The 22,391-nt window shown below is 62.5% G+C and carries 17 protein-coding genes; 5 read left to right on the top strand and 12 right to left on the bottom strand.

Annotated features, from left to right (window positions below):
• Positions 1-119: 119 nt before the first annotated feature.
• The 5 genes from LGY53_RS25355 to LGY53_RS25375 form a co-directional block, all read right to left on the bottom strand.
• A complete protein-coding gene (locus LGY53_RS25355; protein WP_225729216.1) occupies positions 120-893 on the bottom strand; it encodes an arylamine N-acetyltransferase in 774 nt (257 codons plus the stop codon).
• Positions 890-2,032, bottom strand: coding sequence for an FAD-dependent monooxygenase (locus LGY53_RS25360; protein WP_308102996.1), 1,143 nt, complete (start codon positions 2,030-2,032; stop codon positions 890-892). The genes LGY53_RS25355 and LGY53_RS25360 overlap by 4 nt, the downstream gene beginning before the upstream one ends.
• Before the next feature lie 19 nt (positions 2,033-2,051).
• The gene (locus LGY53_RS25365) at positions 2,052-3,161 is read right to left on the bottom strand and encodes a 3-dehydroquinate synthase II (protein ID WP_305082727.1); all 1,110 of its coding nucleotides are present in this window, start codon (positions 3,159-3,161) and stop codon (positions 2,052-2,054) included.
• Positions 3,162-3,187: 26 nt separating this feature from the next.
• Entirely contained in the window at positions 3,188-4,024 is an 837-nt protein-coding gene (locus LGY53_RS25370) for a 2-amino-3,7-dideoxy-D-threo-hept-6-ulosonate synthase (protein ID WP_225729218.1), read from the bottom strand.
• Positions 4,025-4,307: 283 nt separating this feature from the next.
• Positions 4,308-5,510, bottom strand: coding sequence for a cytochrome P450 (locus tag LGY53_RS25375; protein WP_225729219.1), 1,203 nt, complete (start codon positions 5,508-5,510; stop codon positions 4,308-4,310).
• Between the two features lie 1,454 nt (positions 5,511-6,964).
• Between LGY53_RS25375 and LGY53_RS25380 the strand changes: the two genes are divergently transcribed.
• On the top strand, positions 6,965-8,413 hold the full coding sequence (locus LGY53_RS25380) for a DHA2 family efflux MFS transporter permease subunit (RefSeq protein ID WP_225729220.1): 1,449 nt from the start codon (positions 6,965-6,967) through the stop codon (positions 8,411-8,413).
• Between the two features lie 16 nt (positions 8,414-8,429).
• Positions 8,430-9,296 (top strand): thioesterase family protein, encoded by an 867-nt coding sequence (locus LGY53_RS25385; RefSeq protein WP_225729221.1) that lies wholly within the window; start codon positions 8,430-8,432, stop codon positions 9,294-9,296.
• Between the two features lie 385 nt (positions 9,297-9,681).
• On the opposite strand, the gene LGY53_RS25390 is transcribed toward LGY53_RS25385, so the two are convergent.
• The gene (locus tag LGY53_RS25390) at positions 9,682-9,921 is read right to left on the bottom strand and encodes an isoprenylcysteine carboxylmethyltransferase family protein (protein ID WP_225729222.1); all 240 of its coding nucleotides are present in this window, start codon (positions 9,919-9,921) and stop codon (positions 9,682-9,684) included.
• Positions 9,922-10,102: 181 nt separating this feature from the next.
• Here LGY53_RS25390 and LGY53_RS25395 point away from each other — a divergent pair, with 181 nt between their 5' ends.
• On the top strand, positions 10,103-11,638 hold the full coding sequence (locus LGY53_RS25395; protein ID WP_225729223.1) for a class I adenylate-forming enzyme family protein: 1,536 nt from the start codon (positions 10,103-10,105) through the stop codon (positions 11,636-11,638).
• A 57-nt stretch (positions 11,639-11,695) separates the two neighbouring features.
• Here LGY53_RS25395 and LGY53_RS25400 read toward each other — a convergent pair whose 3' ends face one another.
• The 5 genes from LGY53_RS25400 to LGY53_RS25420 form a co-directional block, all read right to left on the bottom strand.
• The gene (locus LGY53_RS25400) at positions 11,696-12,409 is read right to left on the bottom strand and encodes a TetR/AcrR family transcriptional regulator (protein WP_225729224.1); all 714 of its coding nucleotides are present in this window, start codon (positions 12,407-12,409) and stop codon (positions 11,696-11,698) included.
• Between the two features lie 36 nt (positions 12,410-12,445).
• Positions 12,446-13,453, bottom strand: coding sequence for an alcohol dehydrogenase catalytic domain-containing protein (locus tag LGY53_RS25405; protein ID WP_225729225.1), 1,008 nt, complete (start codon positions 13,451-13,453; stop codon positions 12,446-12,448).
• 37 nt (positions 13,454-13,490) lie between these two features.
• A complete protein-coding gene (locus LGY53_RS25410; RefSeq protein WP_225729226.1) occupies positions 13,491-14,240 on the bottom strand; it encodes an SDR family NAD(P)-dependent oxidoreductase in 750 nt (249 codons plus the stop codon).
• Positions 14,241-15,487: 1,247 nt separating this feature from the next.
• A complete protein-coding gene (locus LGY53_RS25415; protein ID WP_225729227.1) occupies positions 15,488-16,171 on the bottom strand; it encodes an isoprenylcysteine carboxylmethyltransferase family protein in 684 nt (227 codons plus the stop codon).
• Positions 16,172-16,557: 386 nt separating this feature from the next.
• Complete coding sequence (locus tag LGY53_RS25420; protein WP_225729228.1) at positions 16,558-17,667, bottom strand: ThiF family adenylyltransferase; 1,110 nt, start codon at positions 17,665-17,667, stop codon at positions 16,558-16,560.
• Between the two features lie 182 nt (positions 17,668-17,849).
• On the opposite strand from LGY53_RS25420, the gene LGY53_RS25425 reads away from it, so the two are divergent.
• Positions 17,850-20,612: a BTAD domain-containing putative transcriptional regulator gene (locus LGY53_RS25425; protein WP_225729229.1), complete on the top strand. Its 2,763-nt coding sequence runs from the start codon at positions 17,850-17,852 to the stop codon at positions 20,610-20,612.
• On the opposite strand, the gene LGY53_RS25430 is transcribed toward LGY53_RS25425, so the two are convergent.
• Positions 20,603-21,214 (bottom strand): TetR/AcrR family transcriptional regulator, encoded by a 612-nt coding sequence (locus LGY53_RS25430; RefSeq protein ID WP_225729230.1) that lies wholly within the window; start codon positions 21,212-21,214, stop codon positions 20,603-20,605. The two genes, LGY53_RS25425 and LGY53_RS25430, sit on opposite strands and share 10 nt — an antisense overlap.
• A 100-nt stretch (positions 21,215-21,314) precedes the next feature.
• Between LGY53_RS25430 and LGY53_RS25435 the strand changes: the two genes are divergently transcribed.
• On the top strand, positions 21,315-22,379 hold the full coding sequence (locus LGY53_RS25435) for an alpha/beta fold hydrolase (RefSeq protein ID WP_225729231.1): 1,065 nt from the start codon (positions 21,315-21,317) through the stop codon (positions 22,377-22,379).
• Positions 22,380-22,391 lie beyond the last annotated feature (12 nt).

Genomic DNA, 22,391 nt, shown 5'->3' on the forward strand with positions numbered 1-22,391 from the left:
AGACAGCACCTCGAATAGCGTGCCGAACAGAACGGAATAGCTGCCCAGGGTTTCGCGGGCCGCTAGAAGTACTGAACGCAGGGTTTCACCTGAGCAGTATTACAGCCGCCCCACACGCATCAGTCCGCCGCGAGCGGGACCGGCAATTTATCGAATTTCAAGCCGAAGATCGATTCATATGCGGAGAGCACTTCATCCTCGCTGCCGAGTTCTACCCGCTTCGATTCCGAACCCACCGTCGACATGAGAATCCTCTGATCGATCATGGTGGTACGACCGTCAATTGTCAGGATAGAAGACAGCAGCGTCTGAGAGGTCCGGAGTTCGGGAGCACTACGCGCGTACCAATCGTCCGGGAATCGCGAAAACTTCAGTCGGCGCGGTTCAAGCCGGTATTGACGTATTCCGTTTCGCACCAAATCGATCGTCCCGTCCGGGTTTTCTGAGAGCAAGAATTCGCCTTCAGGATCGGCCTGTGGGGTACGGAGGTCGAAGCGCAACGGGTACCGGCTTCCCCGAATGAACCCGACATCGACCAGGTACGGCTCCGGCAGCTCGACCAGGACAACAAAATGGCACAGCGGCGGAAGGAGCACATCCCGCTCGTACATACGCCCCCCGAGGATACGAGTCTCGGTGAAACCTACGCCGTGGAGCAGCTGCTCGAAACAGCTGTTCAGTTCGACGCACGCGCCCCCGCGGTGGTCATCGATGATCTTGGGCAGGACCTTCGTACCGATTCCGACGGGCTTGTGGAGGTGAAAATCGATATTCTCGAAGGGAATTCGCGTCAGATGCTGTTCTTGCAGTCCAGCGAGCGTCTCGAGCTCTGGGCGTCGAGGCGCACCGACACCGATACGATCGAGGTAGGCGAGGATCTGTTGTTCGTTCATGAGGCGACTGTCCTGATCTCATTCGCAGGAACGTATTCGTACAGCCAGTCGTGGTGCTCGAGTCCGGCGGTGGCACGGAGCTTCTCGTCGCGTGCGCATTGTTCGGCCCGGTTGATCAAGTGAAAGCTGACTGCCCGATCACGAGACATCTGGTGGATTCGCGATACCCGAGGAATGCGGCATGCCTCGAACCGGCGCAGCGCGACGGGGATGGTATCGAGTGACGCACCGGTCAACACCGCGGCCAACACCGCCGCGTCTTCCAAGCCCTGGTTCGCTCCTTGGGACATGAACGGCAGCATCGGATGTGCGGCATCGCCGATTAGGATCGTCCGTGCACGGCCCCATGATGGTGACATCGGACGATCCCACAGCGGCCAGGAGCTGTCCGGACGGGAATACCCGATCAGTTGAAGCACAGGACCGTGCCACCCGGCGAAATCGACGGTCAGATCTCGGCCTTCGGCGCCACGCAGGCCGCCGCCGGGCACGATCGCACTGAAATGCATCGTGTCCCCGACGGGGTAACAGGTGACATGACGGTCCGGGCCCAGCCAGAACGTGATCGAGGTGCGACCCGCCCAATTCGATAGAGCCCGCAAGGGGACCAAACCACGGTAGACCACGTATCCCGAATCAGCAGGTGGCCCATCGTTCAGGATCGATCGGCGAACCACCGAATGGACGCCGTCGGCACCGATCACCAGATCGGCATCGACCATTCTTCCGTCCGAGAATTCGATTGATGCATGATCTCTATCGTCATGCACTCGAAGGCATTCAGCATCGAAGGCAATATCGTGATAATCGATGAGGTCGGCCAACGTGCGATGGAGCTGAAAGCGTTGGATTATGTAGTATGGAGCACCATACCGGCGGCCCAACTCCGCTCCGAGAGGTGTTCTGCAGCTAATTCTTCCGGTATCCCATGATCGAAACTCGATCGAATCTGCAACCAGTCCGCGACTGCGCATCAGATGCCCTACGCCGAGTCGATGCAGGATAGTGGCGCCGTTGGGTGAAATTTGTATTCCGGCACCGATATGGCCGAACTCTGTCACCCGTTCGAACAACCGGACGTCAAAACGGTCCCGTGGCAGCAGCGCTGCGACCGCCAGGCCGGCTACGCCGGCACCCACTATTGCGATACGTATACGTCTATTGCTCAAGACAGAACTCTTCGATCGGATAACCGACATGCCGGTCCTGTGTCGGAAGATAGCCGAGAACCTTGTCGCCGGCTCGGAGACTTGTGCTGTTCAGCACCACGCCCGCAGGTCCCAGCACGCGAACATGCCAGTCATCTTGCAGAATAAGGTTCACGATGCGTCCGTCTTCCGCAACGGCGCGGATCGAGATGAGCGGACGGCTCTCTATTTTGACCCGGCCGACGATCACCTGCCGCGTATTTCCTTTAATGTCGACCGCGAGAACAAAATCACCGGACTGTAATTCACTCAGATAGTTGGTCCGCCCCTCCGGAAGCACCGTATACGAATGGATCGCCCCAGCATTGACTCGAAAGGGCCGAGTCTTCATATACGGCAACGGATGCGTCTCGCTGACACACAGAATCATTCCCTTCGAGTGCGAGCCGACGAGAATTCCCTCGTCCTTCCGAAGGTACGTGCAAGTATCTACGCAGGCACGCTCCCCCATGCCGACATGGCGAGTATCGATCACTTCCAGTTCCACCAGGTCGAGCCTCGGGCTTTCGGCGCGGCTGGCATGTGTGAACTTCGACGCGTCGCCTGGGCGTTGCGGCGCCATCATGACACCATCGGATCCGCGCTCCAGGACCCCGTAGAGGATCTTCGCCTCAACCACGTCCTGAGCGACGGTGACGATATTGCCTGGGGCGTCGTGCGCTGCGGCAAGTACGATCTCCAACGGGATTTTCGTAGGATCGCGAAAATCCAGTACAGTCCACGCCCACGTCGATGCCGCGTCACAAGCCTGCTGCAGAGTATCGGCGTCCGAAACCTCGATATATGTCCCGAGATCGATGCCCGGATAGCGGGCGAGAAGACTCTGGCATCGTGCCTGCGCGGACACATCGTGATGCACCAGCAAGACGTCGACGCCGTCGAATTCTTCATGCTCGGTGACCGAATCATAAAACAGAATCCGCTGGATATTCGGCGGTAGATCTGCGAGATCGTCGACGGACCCAGCGACGATCCCGTCAATTCCCGCGTGAATCGCCTCTTGTGCGACAGCTTTCTTCTCGTCACCACAGCAGCGAATGTCGAGCCATGTCATTCCCATGTTTTCTCCAGTGATGTATCGCGGCCCTACATGAACTGCGGGTGGTTCGCACGGGTAAATACCGAATTGAGGACGCTTCGAGGATGCCGAGAATGTACGACGTCAGCGATACAACGGGCCGTTGCCTCCGGGTTATGGGATTCGAATATATTTCGACCCATCGCCAGTCCCGCCGCACCACTGCCGAGTATTTCCTCCACGAATTCGCCGAGTTCTGCCGGATCGGCAACACGGCTGCCGCCGGCGACCAGCACCGGTATAGGGGATCCCGAGATGATCTCGGCCATCGATTCCGGTGACCCGGTGTATACCGTTTTCACGATGTCCGCGCCGATGTCCACAGCCAGCGAAACAGCGTGGGCGACAAGTGAAGGATCACGGGGATCGGTAGTGCGCGGCCCGCGCGGGTAGACCATGGACAGGAGCGGAAGGTTCCAGCGGTCACATTCCGCGGCCACGGCCGCGAAATCCCGGATCTGTTGGACCTCGTTGTCCGACCCGAGATTGACGTGCACGCTCACCGCGTCTGCACCCAACCGGATCGCTTCTTCGACATCTGCGACGAGGTACTTCGAATCCGGGTCCGGCGCGTGCTTTGTACTCGCGCTGAGATGGATGATGAGGGACGTTTCCTTGAATGCCTGCGCGCAGACGTAGCGAACACTGCCTCGATGCAATATCACAGCGTCAACCCCGCCACGTGCCAATGACGCCACCAACTCCTTGATAGTTCCTTTTGTCCGCAGCGGACCTTCGGCAACCGAATGATCGAGAGGAACCACCAGCAGCCTGGAACTCTGAGTATGGAATAGTCTACTCAGTCGCATCCTACGTGCGAACGAGTACATGGCGGTTTGCGTCATGACGCCCCCTAAATTGTATCGATATCTCTGCGCCGCAGAAGACGGCAGCGCGGCCGTGGCGCGAATGCCGCAACAATCGGCATACATCAGACCATTCTAATAGGTGTCGATCGCTTTTTATTTGGTTTCGAATATTTGCCAGTGGAAGAATTTTCCGGGAGAACTGCGGGCATCGATTTTGCGTTCCACGTCCAACCGTTGTCGAAGTGCTGGATGCTGCGCGATCCGCAGAAGGCGCCCCCGATCTGCGATTGCCGTTAACATAGAGTATTCGGCTGTGCGCTTACCAGCTGACTGGCAACGCCCGCGGTCCATGCACCAACATGCCAGCTTTCCAGGGCACCTCCGCGGCAGATACAGCCAGATGTAGACCAGGGAAGCGCTCGAGGAGCGACGCGAGTGCGATCTGGAGCTCCATACGAGCCAGTTGCGCACCGACACAGCGATGGAGACCATAGCCAAAGGCCATGTGTGGGTTGTTCGAACGGGCAAGGTCGAGGTTCTCAGGGCCGTCGAACACTGTCTCGTCACGATTGGCCGCCTGAAGGTTTACGAAGACTGACTCACCAGCGCGCACTGTCACCTCTCCGACCGTGACATCCTCGAGCGCTACGCGCGCGAACGACCCGCCGGCGCCGACCGGCAGATACCGCAGCAACTCCTCGACTGCTGCAGGCACCAGTTTCAGGTTGCTACACATGCGTTCCCATTCCTGCGGCGCTGTGAGCAGGGCATAGACGAAGCTCGCGATCTGATTCGCGGTCGACTCGTGCCCGGCCAACAGCAGTACAACTCCGAGATCGACCAATTCCTCTTCACTGAGTCGGTCGTCACCGTCGCGGGCACAGACCAGCGCTCCGAGCAGATCATCGGTGGGATGCCGCCTGCGCTGCGAAATCAGCTCGGCAAGATAGCCCTTGAACGCCATACGCGCAGCGACAATCTCCTCGCGCGTGTGGGCGGTAGTCGACATTACGATGCCCGAGAACTCCCGAAATCGATACTGATCCTCCTCGGGCACACCCAGAATTTCGCAGATAACGATAACCGGGAGCGGCAGGGCCAGACTGGCGACCAGATCCACGGACGGGCCGGCCTGCATCATGGCGGTCAGTAGGCCGTCGACAATTTCCTGGATACGCGGTCGCATGCCCTCGATCCGGCGTGGCGTAAAGACTTTGCCTATAAGAGTCCGCACCCTTGTGTGCTCCGGCGGATCCATGCTCAGCAACGAATTCCCTGGGGCAGGCGCCGGAATAATCCGCGGAATGTCATCGCGACCGACCACCGCGGCGCGACTGAACCGCCGGTCGGCGAGTACCGCTTTGGCGTCGTCGTACCTGGTGACCAGCCAGGCTTCACCGCCGTACGGCAGCCGAATACGCGAAACCGGCTCTTCCCGACGCAACCGCGCGAACAGCGCGTACACCTCGGGGTGGCCTGGCGTACCGAAGGGATAGTCGCGTACCTCGACACCAGTAGTCATGAGTTCATCTCCCGTCTCGATCTTTCCGGGCAACGGTCCTATTTGGCCGTAGAGTTATCCGCTAATACGACGCCTCGAGCGGCGAATGACGGACACCGATGAGCGCAGCAATAACCTCGGCATTGCACGCTCTTCCTAGGTGACGCCAGATCAAGCGCCGCTTCGGTGGAATATCGAACGACAATATGCGGAGGTCCGGTCATACTCGAATTTCTCACGCTAACGACCTGTTGCCGAATGACATCCGGCATACACTGCACTACCGCCAGTCGAATTTTGTCAACCAAGTATTCCGGTGTGCCAAAGTCTCTGAGCCGATGGCAACTTCGACCTCAAATTGTACGGATGGCGCTACACGGGACCGAGGAGCACGGCCACAGCAACAGTTTTGCTATCTACCCCGGTCGAGGAGCAGCAATCGTTGGACTCCGTCATCAACCATCCCCCTCTGCATCAAGCCCCAGCGCCGACAGCAACTAGAACATGTTCCTTGAACGTTAGCACAGCACACTAAGCGACTATCGTGCTGACGTCAACTGCCGAATTCGGTTGGCCTGCAGTGTTGTTCATTCCGGTGAACCACCTCCGGCATCAGCGGCCGGAAAGCGCATAGCGAGCAATCCCCGCAAGCAGGTAAAGCCGATGAGTTGCTGCGGCTTCCGACACGCCGACGAGCTGCCGTGCCGAAATTGTCTGCCGTCCTTGGCATCTCACATCCAGTTGCCGCAACGTCGCCGATGGAGGCCACGCGTCGACGCACTTTGCCAACGCCATCGAGCAGACAATGGATCGCCGGCAGAGGAGCGACACTCCGGCTACCTCGGCGCCGGAGCCGGAACATCGCATTCGCATGTACCGTCGAGTGTTATTGCGCGGCACAGAGTTTCGTAGAACATGTTATGGTTCGACGAGTGGTGCGGTTACGATGCAGCCGACAACCAGGAACGTCGATCAGCCGATACTCGCGCCACGAGGGCGACGCCGTAAACGCCGGGCCAACATCACGACAGAGGGGGTATACGAACAGCAAACTCGGTGAAACGTGATACATGCGATGACAACCTGGTGGCTGGTCAGCTCTCTCGCGAATATTCGACCAGGCTCGAAACAAGCCTGGTCGACAGATAATAGCGAGCACCCAGGTTTGCCGCACGCGATGTCAATCGCGTTGCGCCCCACAGCTCATCGCGAGTTGAATGCATTACAAATCGTTCTTATCAACGAGGAGCGCATGTGACTATTTCGCGAGATCATTTCTCTGCCGTCAGGACCGGCCGCACAGCCACAAAGTTCCGCAACCCGATCTGCTGGCAGAGATTGGATTTCACGAACCACTGCAATCCCGGCGACAGCGTCGCCGACACAACGCATCGGCGCCGAACCGATGAGCATGCCCGACATGCTGTGACGGACGCGCGAGACCTGCCCGCCACTTCGACGGTAAGGTGTCGTTGATGGCGGCTACGACGCGCGCCGGAGCCGACGGGTCCAATGTCACCGAGCCGATACCAACCGAAGTGTGGCGAATTGCTGGCGTCGTCGTCTTCGGCGCGGTGATGTCGATGCTGGACAGCTCGTTGGTAAACGTTGGGCTGCAAACGATTACAAATCGCCTCGATACGGACCTCGGTACGGCACAAGGCATCGTCAGTGGCTACCTAGTCGCGTTGGCGATTGCTCTGCCCGTCTGTGGGTGGCTCGGCCGAAGATTCGGCCCCAGACGTGTGTGGCTTTGCGCGCTATCAATCTTCACTTTTTCTTCGGGCCTGTGCGCGGTTGCACCCAATGTCGGCTTCCTGATCGCCGCACGAATACTTCAGGGGCTGTCGGGAGGGCTTCTCATGCCGACAGGCCAGGCGATTCTGGGGCAAGTCGCCGGGCCGAAGCGAATCGGGCGAGTGATGTCGATGGTGGGCATCGCCGTTGTCGCCGCGCCTGCGATCGGGCCGGCCATTGGCGGCTTGACCATCAGCATCGCAAGCTGGCGGTGGCTTTTCGCTATAAACCTGCCGGTGGGCTTGATTGCGCTGACGCTCGGCCTTCGTCGTCTTCCCCGTGGGCAACCGAATACGCCTTCGACGATCGATGCGGCCGGTTTCGTGATTGCGGCGCTAGGTCTTGGTCTCGGGATCTACGGACTCTCCGCGGTAAGCACCATCAAGTCGATGAGCAACGTTAGTGTCTGGGCTTGTCTCGCCGCGAGCCTCGCCGCCATTGTTGTGTTCACCGTGCGGTCGCTGAGGCGCACGGACCCACTGTTGAACATGCGGATGTTCCGTTCGCCGGTCTTCGCGACTGCGAACGCGGCTAACCTGCTGACGGGAATCTCCATGTTTGGCCTGACGACGTTGCAGCCGCTCTGTTTTCAACTTCTCTACGGTGACGCCCCAGGTAGGACCGGCCTTTTGCTTCTCGTGTATGGACTGGGCGCATTGGTTGCGCTGCCCCTCGGCGGCCGGGTCACCGACCGCTTCGGCGGCGGCATCGTGTCGATGACAGGGTGCGTGTTGTTGATCGGATCGACAGTACCGTTCGTATTCACCGGCGCATCCGTGGACCTGATCGTTATCGAAATCTTGCTGTTCATACGTGGAATCGCTGTTGGGCTGACCGGAATGCCGCTCGTGTCCGCGGCGTACGCGGCAGTCGAACGGTCTCAAATGCCCGACGCGGCAGCCTTTGTCAACATCATGAAGCGCATCGGTGGTGCGATCGGCGTCGCGTTGGTCGCCGTGGTCCTCTATCGGGCGAAAATGACCGGGGCCCCGGTCTCAACCGGATTCGCGCACGCGTTCACGTGGATGACTGCCGTAACCGCGGCCAGTCTGATTGCGTCGACGCTCCTGTGGTGGCGCGAAAAAGCCTTATCGGCGGATGACGATTCGAACGCGACTCGCGCGTGAGCTCGGAAGGACCCCAGTGAACAACCCTGCGTATTTTCATTTTGACGATCACGAAATCACCTATACGCCAACGCCGTTCGCTGCCAGCCCCTGGGCGCCTGGCGCCCTGGCCGGGCCTGCGGTGTGCGCGATCCTTGCTCGTCAACTCGAGCTCAACCACGGTTCCGCGGACGTCGAACCGGCTCGCCTGACCATCGATCTCTTCCGCCCGGTGCCAGCCCAATCACTCCAAGTCGTTACCACCGAAATCCGCAGCGGTAGTCGAATTCGGGTCGCCGACGCTGAAATACGTTACGCAGGAACTGTATTCGCTCGAGCAAGTTGTGTCTTCCTCAAGAAGTCCGATCAAACACGTACCGAGGTCTGGGAGCGCACTCGTACCCCTCCCCTCCCACCCGATGCCTTGGCTGAAGAACGAGACCGTATTCGAGGTCCCTTGTTCGGCAGCGACGATCCGAAAGTGGCGTGGACGTTCGACATGCGAGATATTCCGGGGCGAGCGAGAAAACGAATGTGGTCCCGGGGAATCTCGGCGGTGGCCGGAGAGGATGCGACACCGTTCGTTGCCGCCGCGATCATCGGTGAGTCCACTAGCCTCGTCACCAACTGGAGCAGCGCTGGCGTCGCATTCATCAACACCGATCTCACACTCACCTTGGCACGGATGCCACAAACCAACGAGATGGGTGTGGAAGCAGATAACCATGTCAGCGCCAACGGCATTGCGGCGTGCTCAGCCGTTCTCTACGACCGCGATGGGATGTTGGGCACTTGCGTGGTCTCAGCGTTGTCGAACCCGACACGCGAACTCGACATCGCACAGCTGGCCGAGCATGCACGTCGCGGCGTTCCCAGGCAGGCAGAATCCGCCGGTCGAGAGTAAAGCACGACTGGGATCCCACTCCCTCGCCTATTTTCGCAGGGTCAAGGCGCATGGTTGGCGCGCGCCCCCTCGGACAGAAATCGAGTCGAGAGTCGTTCCCCTGCAACGGCTCTCGTCCGATTCGAGTGAACAGTCGACTTGAACCCGCACGGGAGATCCGGGCGCTGGCGTCAGACCCCAACTGAATCTGTCCGTCATCTGCGATCACGAACAAAGCCATCCCTCGTCGTGGTTTGTTCATCTCCACGAGATGTATCTTCCGCCCGAGACCGCCGACCCGGATGCCTTCCACTCCGGTCACTCTCATCGACTTCAGCCGCTGCCCTTGTGGTACCAACCTCATGAGATGACATGCCTAGAGTGTGTTTTGAAAGTTGGTCGCCGATCACCAGACGTACGGGAGCAGGCGGTATTCGACCTTCTGGGTGTAATCGGAGTAGTCGGGGGCTATCTCCCGCCGGAGTTTCTCCTCGTAGGACATCCACGTCAATGACAGCGGCACCATGCCGGCGAAAACGACCAGGCCCCACCAGGATCCGAGGGCGAGGGGTATCGCGGCCTCGTAGAGGAGGATTCCGGTGTGCATGAGGTGGCGGACGACGGCGAAGGGGCCGGTCGAGATCATCCGCCTATCCTGCGCCAATTCGGAACGCGCGGGACCGAAGGAAGTCGACAGCTGTTTGTCGCGCCGGAAGTCGCTAGCCATTACGAGGCGTGGCTGTCCGGATGCATGTGCGGCCACGCCGCCCGGTGAGGTGACAACGCGAACCACACGATGTCGATCGTGGATCATTGAAAGGCGCTTGATGACAACAACTTCCGCCGCACACGAGACCACCGTCGGTTTCACCCTCGCTGCGTTCGCGCGGAATTCACCGCAGGTGGCGATCACTTATAGCGGAGGGGAATGGACGTACGGGCAGCTGCTCGACCGGGTCCACCGGATGGCGCGCGCTCTCGCTGCCCAAGGATTGAAACGCGGCGACGTTGTCGCGTTGGCAACCGGCGCGGACCCGGACACATTCGCCCTGAAGTTCGCGGCCAACGCCCTCGGCTGCGCCGTTTGGATCATCTATGACGACCTCGGGCCGTCGCTGCTGACCGAGATGTTGAGCTATGTCGAACCGACCGCGGTCGTGTTCATTCCCGGCCCTGACGATGACCACCTCCTGGCGGCGGTCGAGCAGATGCCGGGCACCGCGGCACTCGCGCTGGGCCCGCATCCGGACGCGGTGAACCTCGCGGATTCGGCCACCGCCCAGTCCGGAGAACCTGTCACCGTCCGAGCGCAACCCCAGGATCTATCGTCGATTCGGCTCACCGGCGGCAGCACCGGAACACCCAAGGGCATCCCCCACACGTTCGCTCTGCCGGTCTATTACAGTCCGGCGGCGCTGCAAGCCTGGAACGTAACCCAATTGCTTTGCACTGCGGTCGGACACCTCGGTGGACAACTCGCCGAAGTCGTTCTCACCGCGGGCGGGCGCGTGGTGCTGCACGGCGAGAACGCCTTCGATCCAGGTCACGTCCTGGAATCCATTGAGCGCGAACGGATCGGCTTCATCTGGATGCAACCGGCGATGCTGCACCAATTGCTCGACCATCCGGCCCTGGAGTCCGCCGATACCTCGAGCCTGCGCTCGCTGATGATCACCGGCGGTCCCACGACGCCAGAACGAATGGCTCAGGCGGTCAACCGATTCGGGCCGATCATCTCCTCCGGATACGGCACCTGCGAAATCGGCCAGATCACCATGCTCAGCCCGGCCGAACACCAGCATCCCGAACTACTCAACACCGTCGGACGCCCAGTACCGGGCGTGGAGGTGAGTATCCGCGACATCGACGACGAGCCGCTGGCCACCGGCCGGACCGGCGAAATCTGGGTCCGCGGACCAGGATTGATGAGCGGCTACTACAAACTGCCGGAGCTGACCGCCCAAGTGCTGCGCGACGGCTGGCTGCACACCGGTGATCTCGGTTTTCTCGACGGCGACGGCTATCTCAGTGTCGTCGGCCGCAGCAAGGACACGATCGTCGGTGTCCGCGAGACCGTGTATCCGGCCCAGATCGAGAAGGTCCTGAACCGGCATCCCCGAATTCAGCAGTCCGCCGTGTTCGGCGTTACCGTCGGCGCTGTGCGGGATGAAAAGATCGCCGCCGCAGTGGTTCCCAAAGCATCGCACCAGCTGTCCGAGCATGAGGTGGCGGATTGGGTACGGGCCGAAATGGGCGGAGCTTACGCACCCGAGGTCGTGCTGGTTCTGCCCGAGATGCCGACCATCAGTAGCGGCAAGCCGGACCGCACAGCTCTTCGACACCTTGCCGCCGACGGCCGGTGACGGTCACGCAGCGCCATGTCCGCGCTTTGAATTTCCTCCTCGGTCCGCGGGGGGTGCTCAGTCGGCCAGCCGACGAAGCCAGTCCTTGAGCAGGGCGGTTTCGTTGGTGGACAGGAGTGGCGTCTCGTTGCTCAGCGCGGCATGCAGAGCGATCGCGCTGTGGGAAACGGCCGAGCGGTCCGGGTCCGAGGGGGTTGGTGTGTCCGGGCTCGCGATAGCGGTGAGGATCGCGTCGCGGGTGCGGTCGGAGATCGCGGTGTCGCGTTGTTCCGGCGGCATGGTGATCAGGGCGAGGGCGACCCCCACGTTGGCGGCGAGGATCAGCTGCGCGGCGGTCTCCGGGGTGGTGGTCAGTCGGCCCTGTTCGGCGGCGCGGGTCAGCAGCCCCAGCAGCAAAGACTCCGCGTCCGCCGCGGCCGCGGGTCGTTTGCCGGGGACGACTTGGCCGTACATCACCGCGTAGAGCGCGGGATTGGCCAAGGCGAATTCGGTATGCCGGTCCCAGCCGTAGCGGATGTCGGCGAAGGGATCGTCGGATGGTTTGCGCGCGCGTTTCGCGTTGAGATATTGCTCGAAGCCGTACGCCGCGACCGCGTCGAGCAGGCCTTGTTTGTCGCCGAAGTGGTGGTACAGCGTCGGCGCCTGCACCCCGGCCAGCTCGCAGATCGCCCGGGTGGTGATCTGCGAGCCGCTGGATTCGGCGAGGAGTTGCGCGGCCGCGTCGAGCAGCCGGGTTCTCGTCGACGCGCGCACGTCCACTGTCTGTGTCACGCCGCTATTTTACGGAATGTAGCGTCGATACAGGGTTCACGCGGTGAGGACGTTGCGGAATCGGGCTTTGCCCAGGTTCTGAAAGGCGATTTCGGCGTCGTCGAGGTGGTAGGTCTCGACAATTGGCCGGATGCCTTTGAGCGCGGCGAATTCCATGGTTTCCTCACTGTCCTTCGCATGCCCGCTGTACCAGCCGGACACCTTGCGGCGGCCGAAGACCAGCAGATCCGGGGAGACCTCGATCGGCTGATGTTCGCTGGCGACGATGAGTAGGTGACCGTTGGGTCGCAACCCCTGGATCAGATCGGCCTGTGCCGAGCTCGACCCGATCGTGGAGAACGCCACATGTGCACCGCCCAATCGCTGCAGTGCCTCACCGACGCTGCCGGCCTCGCTGTCGAGATATTCGTCGGCGCCGAGTTCTCGGGCGATGGACTCTTTTTCCCGCCCACGGTTGACCGCGATCGTGCGGAAGCCCATGGCGGCGGCGAACTGTACGGCCAGATGACCGAGTCCGCCGACGCCGTGCACGACCACCGTGTCACCCGGGCGCGCCCCGGAGTTGCGCAAGGCGTTGAAGGAGGTGATGCCCGCGCACATCAGGGGCGCGGCCTGCTCGTAGGTGAGGTTGCCCGGGATACGGGCCAGCGCATCCTGCGGGGCGACAATGTATTCGGCGTAACCGCCGTCATAGGACAGGCCGACGATCGTGCGATTCACGCAGTTGACGAAGTCGCCCTGTCGGCACGGTGCGCAGGTGAAGCAGCTGCCGCCGTGCCAGCCGATACCGACCCGGTCACCGGGGCGCCAGGCCGTCACGCCCGCGCCGACGGCATCGATATCACCGGCCACTTCGTGTCCGGGTGTGCGGGGCAGGGTGACGCCCATCAGCCCCTGTCGCGGAATGGCGTCACCGCCGCACACTCCGCACGCGCGGACGCGCACGCGGACCTGCCCGGGACCGGGCTCGGGCACGGCGACTGTCGTGGCCGAAAACGGTGCTCCGGCTTCGATTACCTGGATCGCACGCATGGTGGCTGTCATTGTCGTACTCCGTTCGTAGATTTCTGGGGTGTCGTGATCAGTTGGTGGATCCGCCATTCATCAAGATTTCTTGGCCGGTCAGGAAGACAGACCGGTCGTCGGCGAGGAATTCGGCGAAGTCGGCGATATCTGCCGGGGTGGCGAGCCTGCCGAGTGGCACCGATTCCCGCAGCGCCCTCTTGTATGGGTCGTCGTCGGGAACGCCGGTGAAGATGCCGGCGCCCTCGATCGGTCCGGGTGACAGGGTGTTCACCGTGATGCCACGGGAGCCGAGTTCCAGGGCCAGGACCTGGACGAGGTATTTGACGGCGGTCTTGCTCGTGCCGTAAAGGCCAAGACCCGGCTGTGGCCGATCCGTCGAACTGGAGGCGATGTTGATGATCCGGCCGCCGTCGGCGATGCGGCGGGCCGCGGCCTGCAGGACGAAATACGGGCCCTTGGTATTTATTCGGAACAGCAGGTCGAAATCGTCCTCGGTCACCTCGATCACGGGGATATTGACCTTCTCGACCCCCGCGTTGGCGACCACAACGTCAACTTTGCCGAATTCCTCTATCGCGGCCCGGAACAGCCGATCGATTTCGTCGACCCGCGACACGTCGGCCCGCACAGCGATCGCCTTCGCCCCCGCACCGCGCACCTGGGCAAGCACCTCTTCCGCGGCGTCCTTGTCGCGCGAGTAGTTCACCACCACATCGGCGCCGCGCTCGGCGTATCGCAGGGCGATCGCCCGGCCGATCCCTTTGCTGGAGCCGGTCACCAGCGCTGTCTTCCCTTCGAGGCCCATCGACTCCTCCTTCACCTGTCGCCGGTTCGCCGGGAACCTCCCAGCGGGAATCACTGTATCAGCGCTATAGAACTTTGCATAGCGCTGTTTCAATGCGAACGGGTGCTACCGGAGTGGAGCAGGGCTATGAGGTCGAGATGCCTGGACGTTCTCCCAGGCATTGCTGGATAGTTGCAGCATGTTGGGTCGCTTGCCGTGCAGCATTTCGCTCGGGGCAGCGATCTGCCTGAATCACCATGCGGCACAGCGCCGCTCAATGTTTCGACGCTCACCGCCGCGAAGGCTCCGACCCCGCGGAATCACGCTGAAACGTAACGATCTCGACGCGAAGCACGCGACCAGCCCGACGGATCGCCGACCTCGCTGTCGCCTGCCAGCATGATGGGACCACCACGTTGCCAGTCGTGGGACCACCGGCGGCAGACGATCCCCCCAGGGAACATGTTCCAGATTTGTTGCGTGGGGTAGATCGGGGCGACAGCAGCCGGGCATCCCACCGGGCACCTGGACCGAATCCTGGCCGGGATTCGATCCTGATACCAGTCTCTAACTAGCCGATGAGTGTGATCGTGGTGAGTTCGAACTACGGGGTCGGCCGGGCGTCGTCGAGCAGGAAACCCTGTCGTCGTCGTTCGGTCCCATTCCCACAAATGGTAAGAACGCTAGGGTGGGTATCGGTATCACTTCTCTGCAGAGAGATGCGCCGCGCAGACGGGCCGAATGGCTCCCCAACCACTGGTGAGCGCAACGGTCAGCCGACCCACTTTCGGGGCTACCCCACATAGGGCGGAGTCGGTGCCGCGGTTCTCGGATCGTTGGCGCCCTGGCTTTGGATACCACCTCTCGCCCCAGCACTGGACGAGAGGATGGGCGGCGGTGCGATCGAATCGGGCCGCCGTCCTCATGTCCAGCAAAGCAGGCCCGGATTGGGCGGGCCCGCTCCTCGATCTCATTCCGCGACCCCTGGCTGAGCACCAACCGGCGACAGTCAGGAATCAATCCGGCCTCCGCCGTCGTCGACCCAACAGTGCTGCCGGGCGGGCGTTCGGAAACCTGGCAATGCACACTCGACCGACAAGTAACTACGGCGCCGGCGACACGGCAAGTCGCAACCATTTCCGGCCCGAACCGCCGAGGATCACAAGCCTGCGAAATCGATGGACCAATTGTGGGCCAGCACAGCTGGTCCAGCCCGACCCATGGGCCAGCGGAATCGACCTATGGTGTGTTTGAAAAGCGGCTCCCGATCACCAGATGTGTGGGAGCAGACGGTATTCGACCTTCTGGGTGTAATCGGAGTAGTCGGGGGCTATCTCCCGCCGGAGTTTCTCCTCGTAGGACATCCACGTCAATGACAGCGGCACCATGCCGGCGAAAACGACCAGACCCCACCAGGATCCGAGGGCGACGGGTATCGCGGCCTCGTAGAGGAGGATCCCGGCGTGCATGGGGTAGCGGACAACTGCGAAGGGGCCGGTCGAGATCATCCGCCTATCCTGCGCCACCTCGGAGCGCGCGCGGGACCAGCGGATGATCTCTTGACGTACGCGGTAGGTGATCAGCAGGCCCGCGGCGACCAGGAGGTCGGCGGCGAGGCTGATCGCGGGCGGGACCGACGACCAGCCGAACCGATGATCGAGGCCGGGGACGACGAGCAGGGCGAGGAAGCCGAGCGCTGCAAGGAATACGATGAGCCGCTGGCTCGTCCGAGTCACGCCCCGCGATTTACCAGACCTTCGCCGCCGCGACGGTGCCTCGTCATGACGCGCGGCGGAATCCAGGATCGCCGCGCTGTAGCTGCCGAGCATCGCTGCCATCAGGGCCCATGCCTGCCAGTAGTGCAGCGTCCAGGCCGAGAGGAAAACAATCGCTCCCCAAATGGCGACCGCCCCCACCAATGCGATGGTGTACACCACATAGGCTCTGCTCATTGCTTAAACATCCAGTCCGAGAGACCTGTCGAGTCTAACAGTCCAACAGCCGATCTCAGCACAAGCATGCGCAAACAGCCGCCGCCACACCATGTTTCGACCCCTGCGGTCAGTTAGCTCGATTTCCTGACGAACCATGCACAACTCACCGGCGTGGGCTAACAGAGGGCCAGCCCGGGGCTCATCCCGCAGGCGCGGGGTCGACGCCCACACCGCGACCGTGATGGATCCCGAGCAGGGCTCATCCCCGCGGGCGCGGGGTGGACTAGCCCTTCCCGCAACGGGTTTCAGAGATAGAGGGCTCATCCCCGCGGGCGTGGCCCGGACCGACGTGGCGGCGCGTGTGCACCCGCTCCCTGCGCCGCGCCGAGCTACCCGGCTAGCGATCACGAACAATCATCTGCGGCGGCACTCGCCGCGCCGCATACCTTGCAGTGGCCGAGTTTCCGGAACTCGGTGAAATGTTGTTCGAATGTGGCGAAATTTATTTCGAAGAGCCGGTTGAAGGTCAGCGGCGCGGCGATCCCCAGTGTCGATCGCAATATTTCGTAAACCAGGAAGTAGGCATGGAACATGCCTGCCGCCCCGTTCGCGGCGTTGAAATCGCCACTTCGGATACAGCCGAGTTCTTGGAAGAATTTCGGAGCACGCTTCGCGGCAACCAGGCAGTTGTAGCACCCGGAACGGCCGGGCGTGACGGAATATGCATAGCCGATTCCCGCTGCGACGCTGCCGGCGATCATGATGATGCCGCGATCAACGCAAGCATTGTTGACCCACCGGTTGATGCAGCCGTCGAGATTGTCGGCAACGCAGCAAACGATATGGGGTGCGGCGTCATCGATGAAATCGGCCACGTCTTCCGCCCAACGGATCCGGCGGGCGGACGCGGCGAAGTCGGTATCGGGATCGAATCCGGTGCGAAGGCGGCTGACGCCTGCCTTCGCCTCGTCGACAACGGATGTCGAATACGAGCCTTGTCCATTCGGATCACTCAACTGGACTTCGTCGAAGTCCACCGCTCTGACTACACCTACCCCCAACTGTGCCAACGCGATCGCAACGTTGGACCCGATATCTCCCATGCCGATCAATCCGACGCGCAATTGCTTCAGTGAGCGCTGGTGCCAATACTTGGCTTCGCCCATCGGACCGAGAATATCGAAGAAGTCCAGATTGTCCAGGTAGCCTTCCAATTCATCTCGGGACATATCCGGATAATGCGGCTCCACCGCATCCTCCAGATATCCGGATTCATCGAGTTCATGGAGAGCGTTATCGACTTCCGGGGGAGTCAGTACATCGCGGAGTTCGTCCTTCAAATGTCCGATCGTCCTGCTGCCATCCAGCAGCACAACGAGCCGGCGATACCTGCCCTCGGGATCATCGATCTCGGACACGCACCCCTCGCCCGCGTCGAGACGAATCCTCCGAGCCAGCAGCAGGACACCGAAGATTTCTTTGATCCGTGGCCGCACCATAAGCTTTGCCGACATGCTGAATCCCCCTCGCCTTCTCCGAATCGTGGCCGCCACGCTGTGCGTGACGCAACCGCGATAGCTCTCGCCGAATCGACAGGTGATCAGAGAGTGCGCGTTCACTCGCGCGTAATCGTTGTGGGAACGTAGAATTCGCTGGTAAAGGCGCGATCGTGGTCCATCGATCGAGGGGTGGCGTAGTGGCGACGTTCCGTGTGCTGGGACCCGTCGAAGTGGTGGTCGGTGGTAGTCCGATCGATCTGGGACATGCGCGGCAGCGGTCGGCGCTGGCCGTGCTACTGGTCGAGGTCGGCCGGCCGGTATCCGTGGACGTGCTGATCGATCGGTTGTGGGGTGAACGCCCGCCGACGCGAGCGCGAGAGACCGTGCGCGGCTACGCATCTCGGTTGCGTCGCGTGCTGGAGACGGTAGATGTGCCCCTACGCCGTCGGACGGGCGGCTATGTGATCGAGGCAGTCCCGGCGGCTGTGGATGTATACCACTTCAGGCGGTTGGCCGAGGACGCGCGCCGGGTCGACGATGACGTTCGAGCCGCCGACTTGTTCGGCCAGGCGCTGCAATTATGGCGTGGTACACCGTTTTCCGGGTTGGACAGCCCATGGCTCGCCGAGGTGGCCGATCGATGGGAGGCCGAACATATTGCGGTGCAAGGCGAGTGGATCGACCGGATGCTGCGGGCAGGGCGGCATCCGGAGCTGATCGGCGTGCTGCCCACGTTGGTTGCCGAACGCCCGCTGGATGAACGATTGCTCGGCCAGTGGATAGATGTGTTGCGCCGCAACGGCCGACAAGCCGAGGCGTTGCAGGTATTCCACGACTTGCGCGTCCGGCTGGCCGAGGAGTTGGGCGTCGACCCCGGATCACAGCTTCAACAGCAATATCAGTCCATCCTGCGTGGCTCCCCGATTCCGACCACAGAGCGACCCACCAGACAAATCGGCCGTAAAGACATTCCCAGGGACATACCGGATTTCACTGGGCGCGAACCGGAATTGGCCCGCCTGATGTCCGTTCTCGGTCAGGGCGACGACAATGCCACCACGGGCGGAGTCGTCACCATCGACGGCATGGCCGGTGTCGGCAAGACCGCCCTCGCGGTCCACGCCGCGCACCGGCTGGCCGATCGCTGCCCCGATGCTCACCTGTACATCGACCTCTGCGGCCACAGCGAGCACGACTCCCTAGACCCCATGACCGCGCTGGACGCTCTCCTGCGCGCGATCGGCGTGCCCGGTCAGATCATCCCCGCCACGCTGGACCGGCGTGCGTCGCTCTGGCGCGCCGAAACCGCCGGGCACAGCATGCTTTTGGTGTTGGACAATGCCGCCGACAGCAGTCAGGTCCGGCCACTGCTCCCAGGCGCGGGCACCTGCGTGACATTGGTGACGAGCCGACGGCGGCTGACCGATCTGGAGGGCGCGCGTGCGCTCTCCATCGACGTGCTGTCCGCCGAGGAGGCGATAGGCCTGTTCATCCGGATCGTGGACGACGCTCGCGGCATCGCCGAACGCACCGTGGTCGCCGAGGTGACAGCGCTCTGCGGGCAGCTGCCGCTGGCGATCCGGCTGGCCGCTTCCCGGCTCCGCGCCCGGCCCGCCTGGACCGTGCGGCATCTTCTCGACCGGTTGCGTAATCAGCAGCGTCGGCTCGGTGAACTGGCGGTCGGCGACCGCAGCGTAGCCGCCGCCTTCACCCTGTCCTACCAGCATCTCGATCCGGAGCAGCGGCGGGTGTTCCGCCTGCTGGGCCTGGTACGCGGCCCGGATATCGACATCTGGGCGGCCTCGTCCCTGGCCGCGATCGGCCTCGACGCCGCGGAGCGATTGCTGGAGAGTCTGGTCGACGCCCACCTGCTCGAGCAGCCCCGGCCGGGTCGCTACCGTTTTCACGATCTGCTGCGCGATCACGCGCATGCCACCATGCTCGCCGAGGAAACTCCGGACAGCCGACGGCAGTGCGGGCAACGGTTGGTGGACTTCTATCTGCACACCGCATACGCCGGTGACCGGCTGTTACGGCCGACCAGGATTTTGTTCCGGCCGGGCATCCCATCGCCGGGCTGTCACCCGCGCCCGTTACCCGATCACACCGCCACGTTCGCGTGGTTCGATGCCGAGCATCTCAATGTGACCGCGGCCCAAGAACTGGCCATCACCCTAGGATTGCACCAGGCCGTATGGCAGCTGGCATCGACTCTGCGCCAATTCCATTGCCAGCGCGGCCATTTGTCCGCCGATCTCGCCGTCTGCCGGGCAGGTATGGCCGCGGCCGACGAGCTCGGCGACCCCATCGCCCAGGCCCATGCCCACCGGTTCCTCGGCCAAGCCTGCAGCACGGTCGGGCTGTGGGAGGAAATGCGCGAACATCTCGAACAGGCTCTCGCGCTGGACGAGCAGACGAGCGATCTGGCGGGCCAGGCCCATACCCACCATCTTCTCGGCTGCTACTGGGATATGTGCCACGGCGATCCGCGCCGGGCACTCCAGCACGCCGCCCATGCCTTGCGGCTGTTTCAGAACCTCGGCCGATCGGATTGGGAGGGGGAGGAACTCAACAGCGTCGCATGGTTTTTCGCCCATCTGGGTGATTACGACCGCGCCCGCACCGACGCCACCACAGCGCTGGAGCTGTGCCGACGTCACCGCAACCGACTCGGCGAGGCGATGACGCTGGATACCCTCGGCTACATCGCCCACCACACCGGCGATCACGCCAATGCCCTGACCTATTACCAGCAGGCCCTCGCGATCGACCGCGAACTCGGTATGGAGTTCGGGTTGACGGCCACTCTCGATCAGATAGGTCACACCTACCAAGCCCTGGGTCGGCCCGACCGAACGCTGGCCGTCTGGCAGGAGGCCCTGGAGCTGTTCCAGAGCCAACACCGTCAGGACGACGCCGAGCGAATGGCGAAACAGATGGCCGCACTGGGCTACCCGTGATCGACGCCCGGCGCCAAACCTCGGACGAGGATGTCGACCTGTCGCCGGATCAGTTCGTCGTCGATGGGTTGCCTGCTGAGCAGTTTGCGGAAATGCAGTGGGGCGACGAGGAATTCGAGGGCCAGGGCGGTGTCGGTCCCGGCGGGTAGTTCATGGCGATCGACGGCGCGGTCGATGATCACGCGCGCGGCGTCGTATCGAGTGCGCCAGAACTCGGCGCGGCTGGCTGCCAGGATCTGGTCGTCGTCGGCCGTCGCCAGGGCGCGGGCCAGGGCTTCGCCGAGCGGTGTGGCCAGGTAGGCCGCGATCGAGCGGGCGAAGGCGGATAGATCGTCGCGCAGCGTTCCGGTGTCGGGGATCGGGAGCTGCTCGCGGCTGTAGTCGAGCAGGGCGTCGAGGATCAGATTCTCGCGGGTGCCCCACCGTCGCTGGATCGAGGTTCCGTGGATACCGGCTCGCCGCGCGATCTCGTTCATGCTCACGGCGGCCATGCCGTGTTCGGCGACGGTCTCTAGCGTGGCGCGCAGCGCGGCATCGCGAACCCGTGCGGACCGGCCGCCTGTTCTGCGCCGGACCTGTCCATCTGACGCTTGTCGATCCATCCATCCATCTTAACGCAGCGCTATTGCGTTAAGGCACTCTCGGTTGTACCGTCGCCAATTAACGCAGTTTTGATGCGTTAATTGATACCGAGGAGACGCCATGTCGTATCTCTGGCCACTGGATGTGCGGGAACTGTTCGAGGAGCGATATCCGCAGATGATCAATACCGGCTTGCCGGTGCCGGATGTCGATGCGGTGCGCGCCGCGATCACCGACATGTGGACGGACGCGCCGGGCGGATGGGCCCGCGAATGGTCGAAACTCGCCGAGTCCTACGCCGCGGCAGGCGAGCATCGGCAGGCCGCGCTGGCCTACGGGTGGGCCAAATTCCCTGCCGTTGTCGGCGAGCCGGGGCGCGCCGCGTTGGCGAATCAGCTCGCGCAATACCGGCTCGCCGCACCGGAATTCGGTGTGGACTTCCGGCGCGAGATCCTGAACCTCCCGTATCGGGACGGCACGACCGCGGTCCCGGTGCACGTGCTCGCCCCGTTCGACCTGCCCGAGGATGCACCGGTCGTGATCGCCAGCGGCGGGGTGGACACCTGGAAAATGGACGTGCACGACATCCTGGTGACGCTCGCCGAACAGCTGCGAGTTCGGGTGCTGGCCTTCGACATTCCCGGCACCGGCGAATCGAAGGTGCCGATGAGCGCCATCGGCGGCGCACAGATCATCAGCGGGCTGATCGCGCATGCCCGGACGCTCGGCAACGGCGTGGTCGCGCATCTGGGCATCTCGATGGGCGGGCATTTCGCCGCGCGCGCCGGACTGACCGGCGAGGTCGACGCCGCCGTCGTCTTGGGCGGGCCGGTCGAGGAGGCCTTCACTCGCGGCGTGCCGAGCCGGTTCGGTATGAGCGGAATCATCGGCAACGCACTGGGATTCGACCGAACTCCCACCGACGATGAACTCGCCGAACGCTTCTCGTCCTTCTCCCTGCGCCCAATGCTCGACCAGGACCGCAACGCCCCGATGCTGGTCGTCAACGGAGCCGACGATGTCCATGTCCCGAAGCACGATACGCTCGTGTTCGAGGGCCGCCGCAACACTGTCGCCGACCTCATCCCCGGGACCGGACACTGCGCGATATCCGAACTGCCGCAAGTCGTTCCGGTGATTCTGGCCTGGCTGGCACAGACCCTCGCGAGCACCGACGGACTGTGATCGGCGAAGGAG

Source organism: Nocardia sp. JCM 34519.1, assembly GCF_020361265.1.
GTDB classification, from domain to species: Bacteria; Actinomycetota; Actinomycetes; order Mycobacteriales; family Mycobacteriaceae; genus Nocardia; species Nocardia arthritidis_A.

Excerpts from the sequence above, each read along its gene's own strand:
- LGY53_RS25390 (WP_225729222.1), bottom strand. The coding sequence starts at position 9,921 with ATGATCTCGACCGGCCCCTTCGCCGTCGTCCGCCACCTCATGCACACC.
- LGY53_RS25415 (WP_225729227.1), bottom strand. The coding sequence starts at position 16,171 with ATGAGCAGAGCCTATGTGGTGTACACCATCGCATTGGTGGGGGCGGTC.
- LGY53_RS25395 (WP_225729223.1), top strand. The coding sequence starts at position 10,103 with ATGACAACAACTTCCGCCGCACACGAGACCACCGTCGGTTTCACCCTC.
- LGY53_RS25435 (WP_225729231.1), top strand. The coding sequence starts at position 21,315 with ATGTCGTATCTCTGGCCACTGGATGTGCGGGAACTGTTCGAGGAGCGA.
- LGY53_RS25380 (WP_225729220.1), top strand. The coding sequence starts at position 6,965 with ATGGCGGCTACGACGCGCGCCGGAGCCGACGGGTCCAATGTCACCGAG.
- LGY53_RS25365 (WP_305082727.1), bottom strand. The coding sequence starts at position 3,161 with ATGGGAATGACATGGCTCGACATTCGCTGCTGTGGTGACGAGAAGAAA.
- LGY53_RS25410 (WP_225729226.1), bottom strand. The coding sequence starts at position 14,240 with ATGGGCCTCGAAGGGAAGACAGCGCTGGTGACCGGCTCCAGCAAAGGG.
- LGY53_RS25375 (WP_225729219.1), bottom strand. The coding sequence starts at position 5,510 with ATGACTACTGGTGTCGAGGTACGCGACTATCCCTTCGGTACGCCAGGC.
- LGY53_RS25430 (WP_225729230.1), bottom strand. The coding sequence starts at position 21,214 with ATGGATCGACAAGCGTCAGATGGACAGGTCCGGCGCAGAACAGGCGGC.
- LGY53_RS25420 (WP_225729228.1), bottom strand. The coding sequence starts at position 17,667 with ATGTCGGCAAAGCTTATGGTGCGGCCACGGATCAAAGAAATCTTCGGT.
- LGY53_RS25355 (WP_225729216.1), bottom strand. The coding sequence starts at position 893 with ATGAACGAACAACAGATCCTCGCCTACCTCGATCGTATCGGTGTCGGT.
- LGY53_RS25405 (WP_225729225.1), bottom strand. The coding sequence starts at position 13,453 with ATGACAGCCACCATGCGTGCGATCCAGGTAATCGAAGCCGGAGCACCG.
- LGY53_RS25370 (WP_225729218.1), bottom strand. The coding sequence starts at position 4,024 with ATGACGCAAACCGCCATGTACTCGTTCGCACGTAGGATGCGACTGAGT.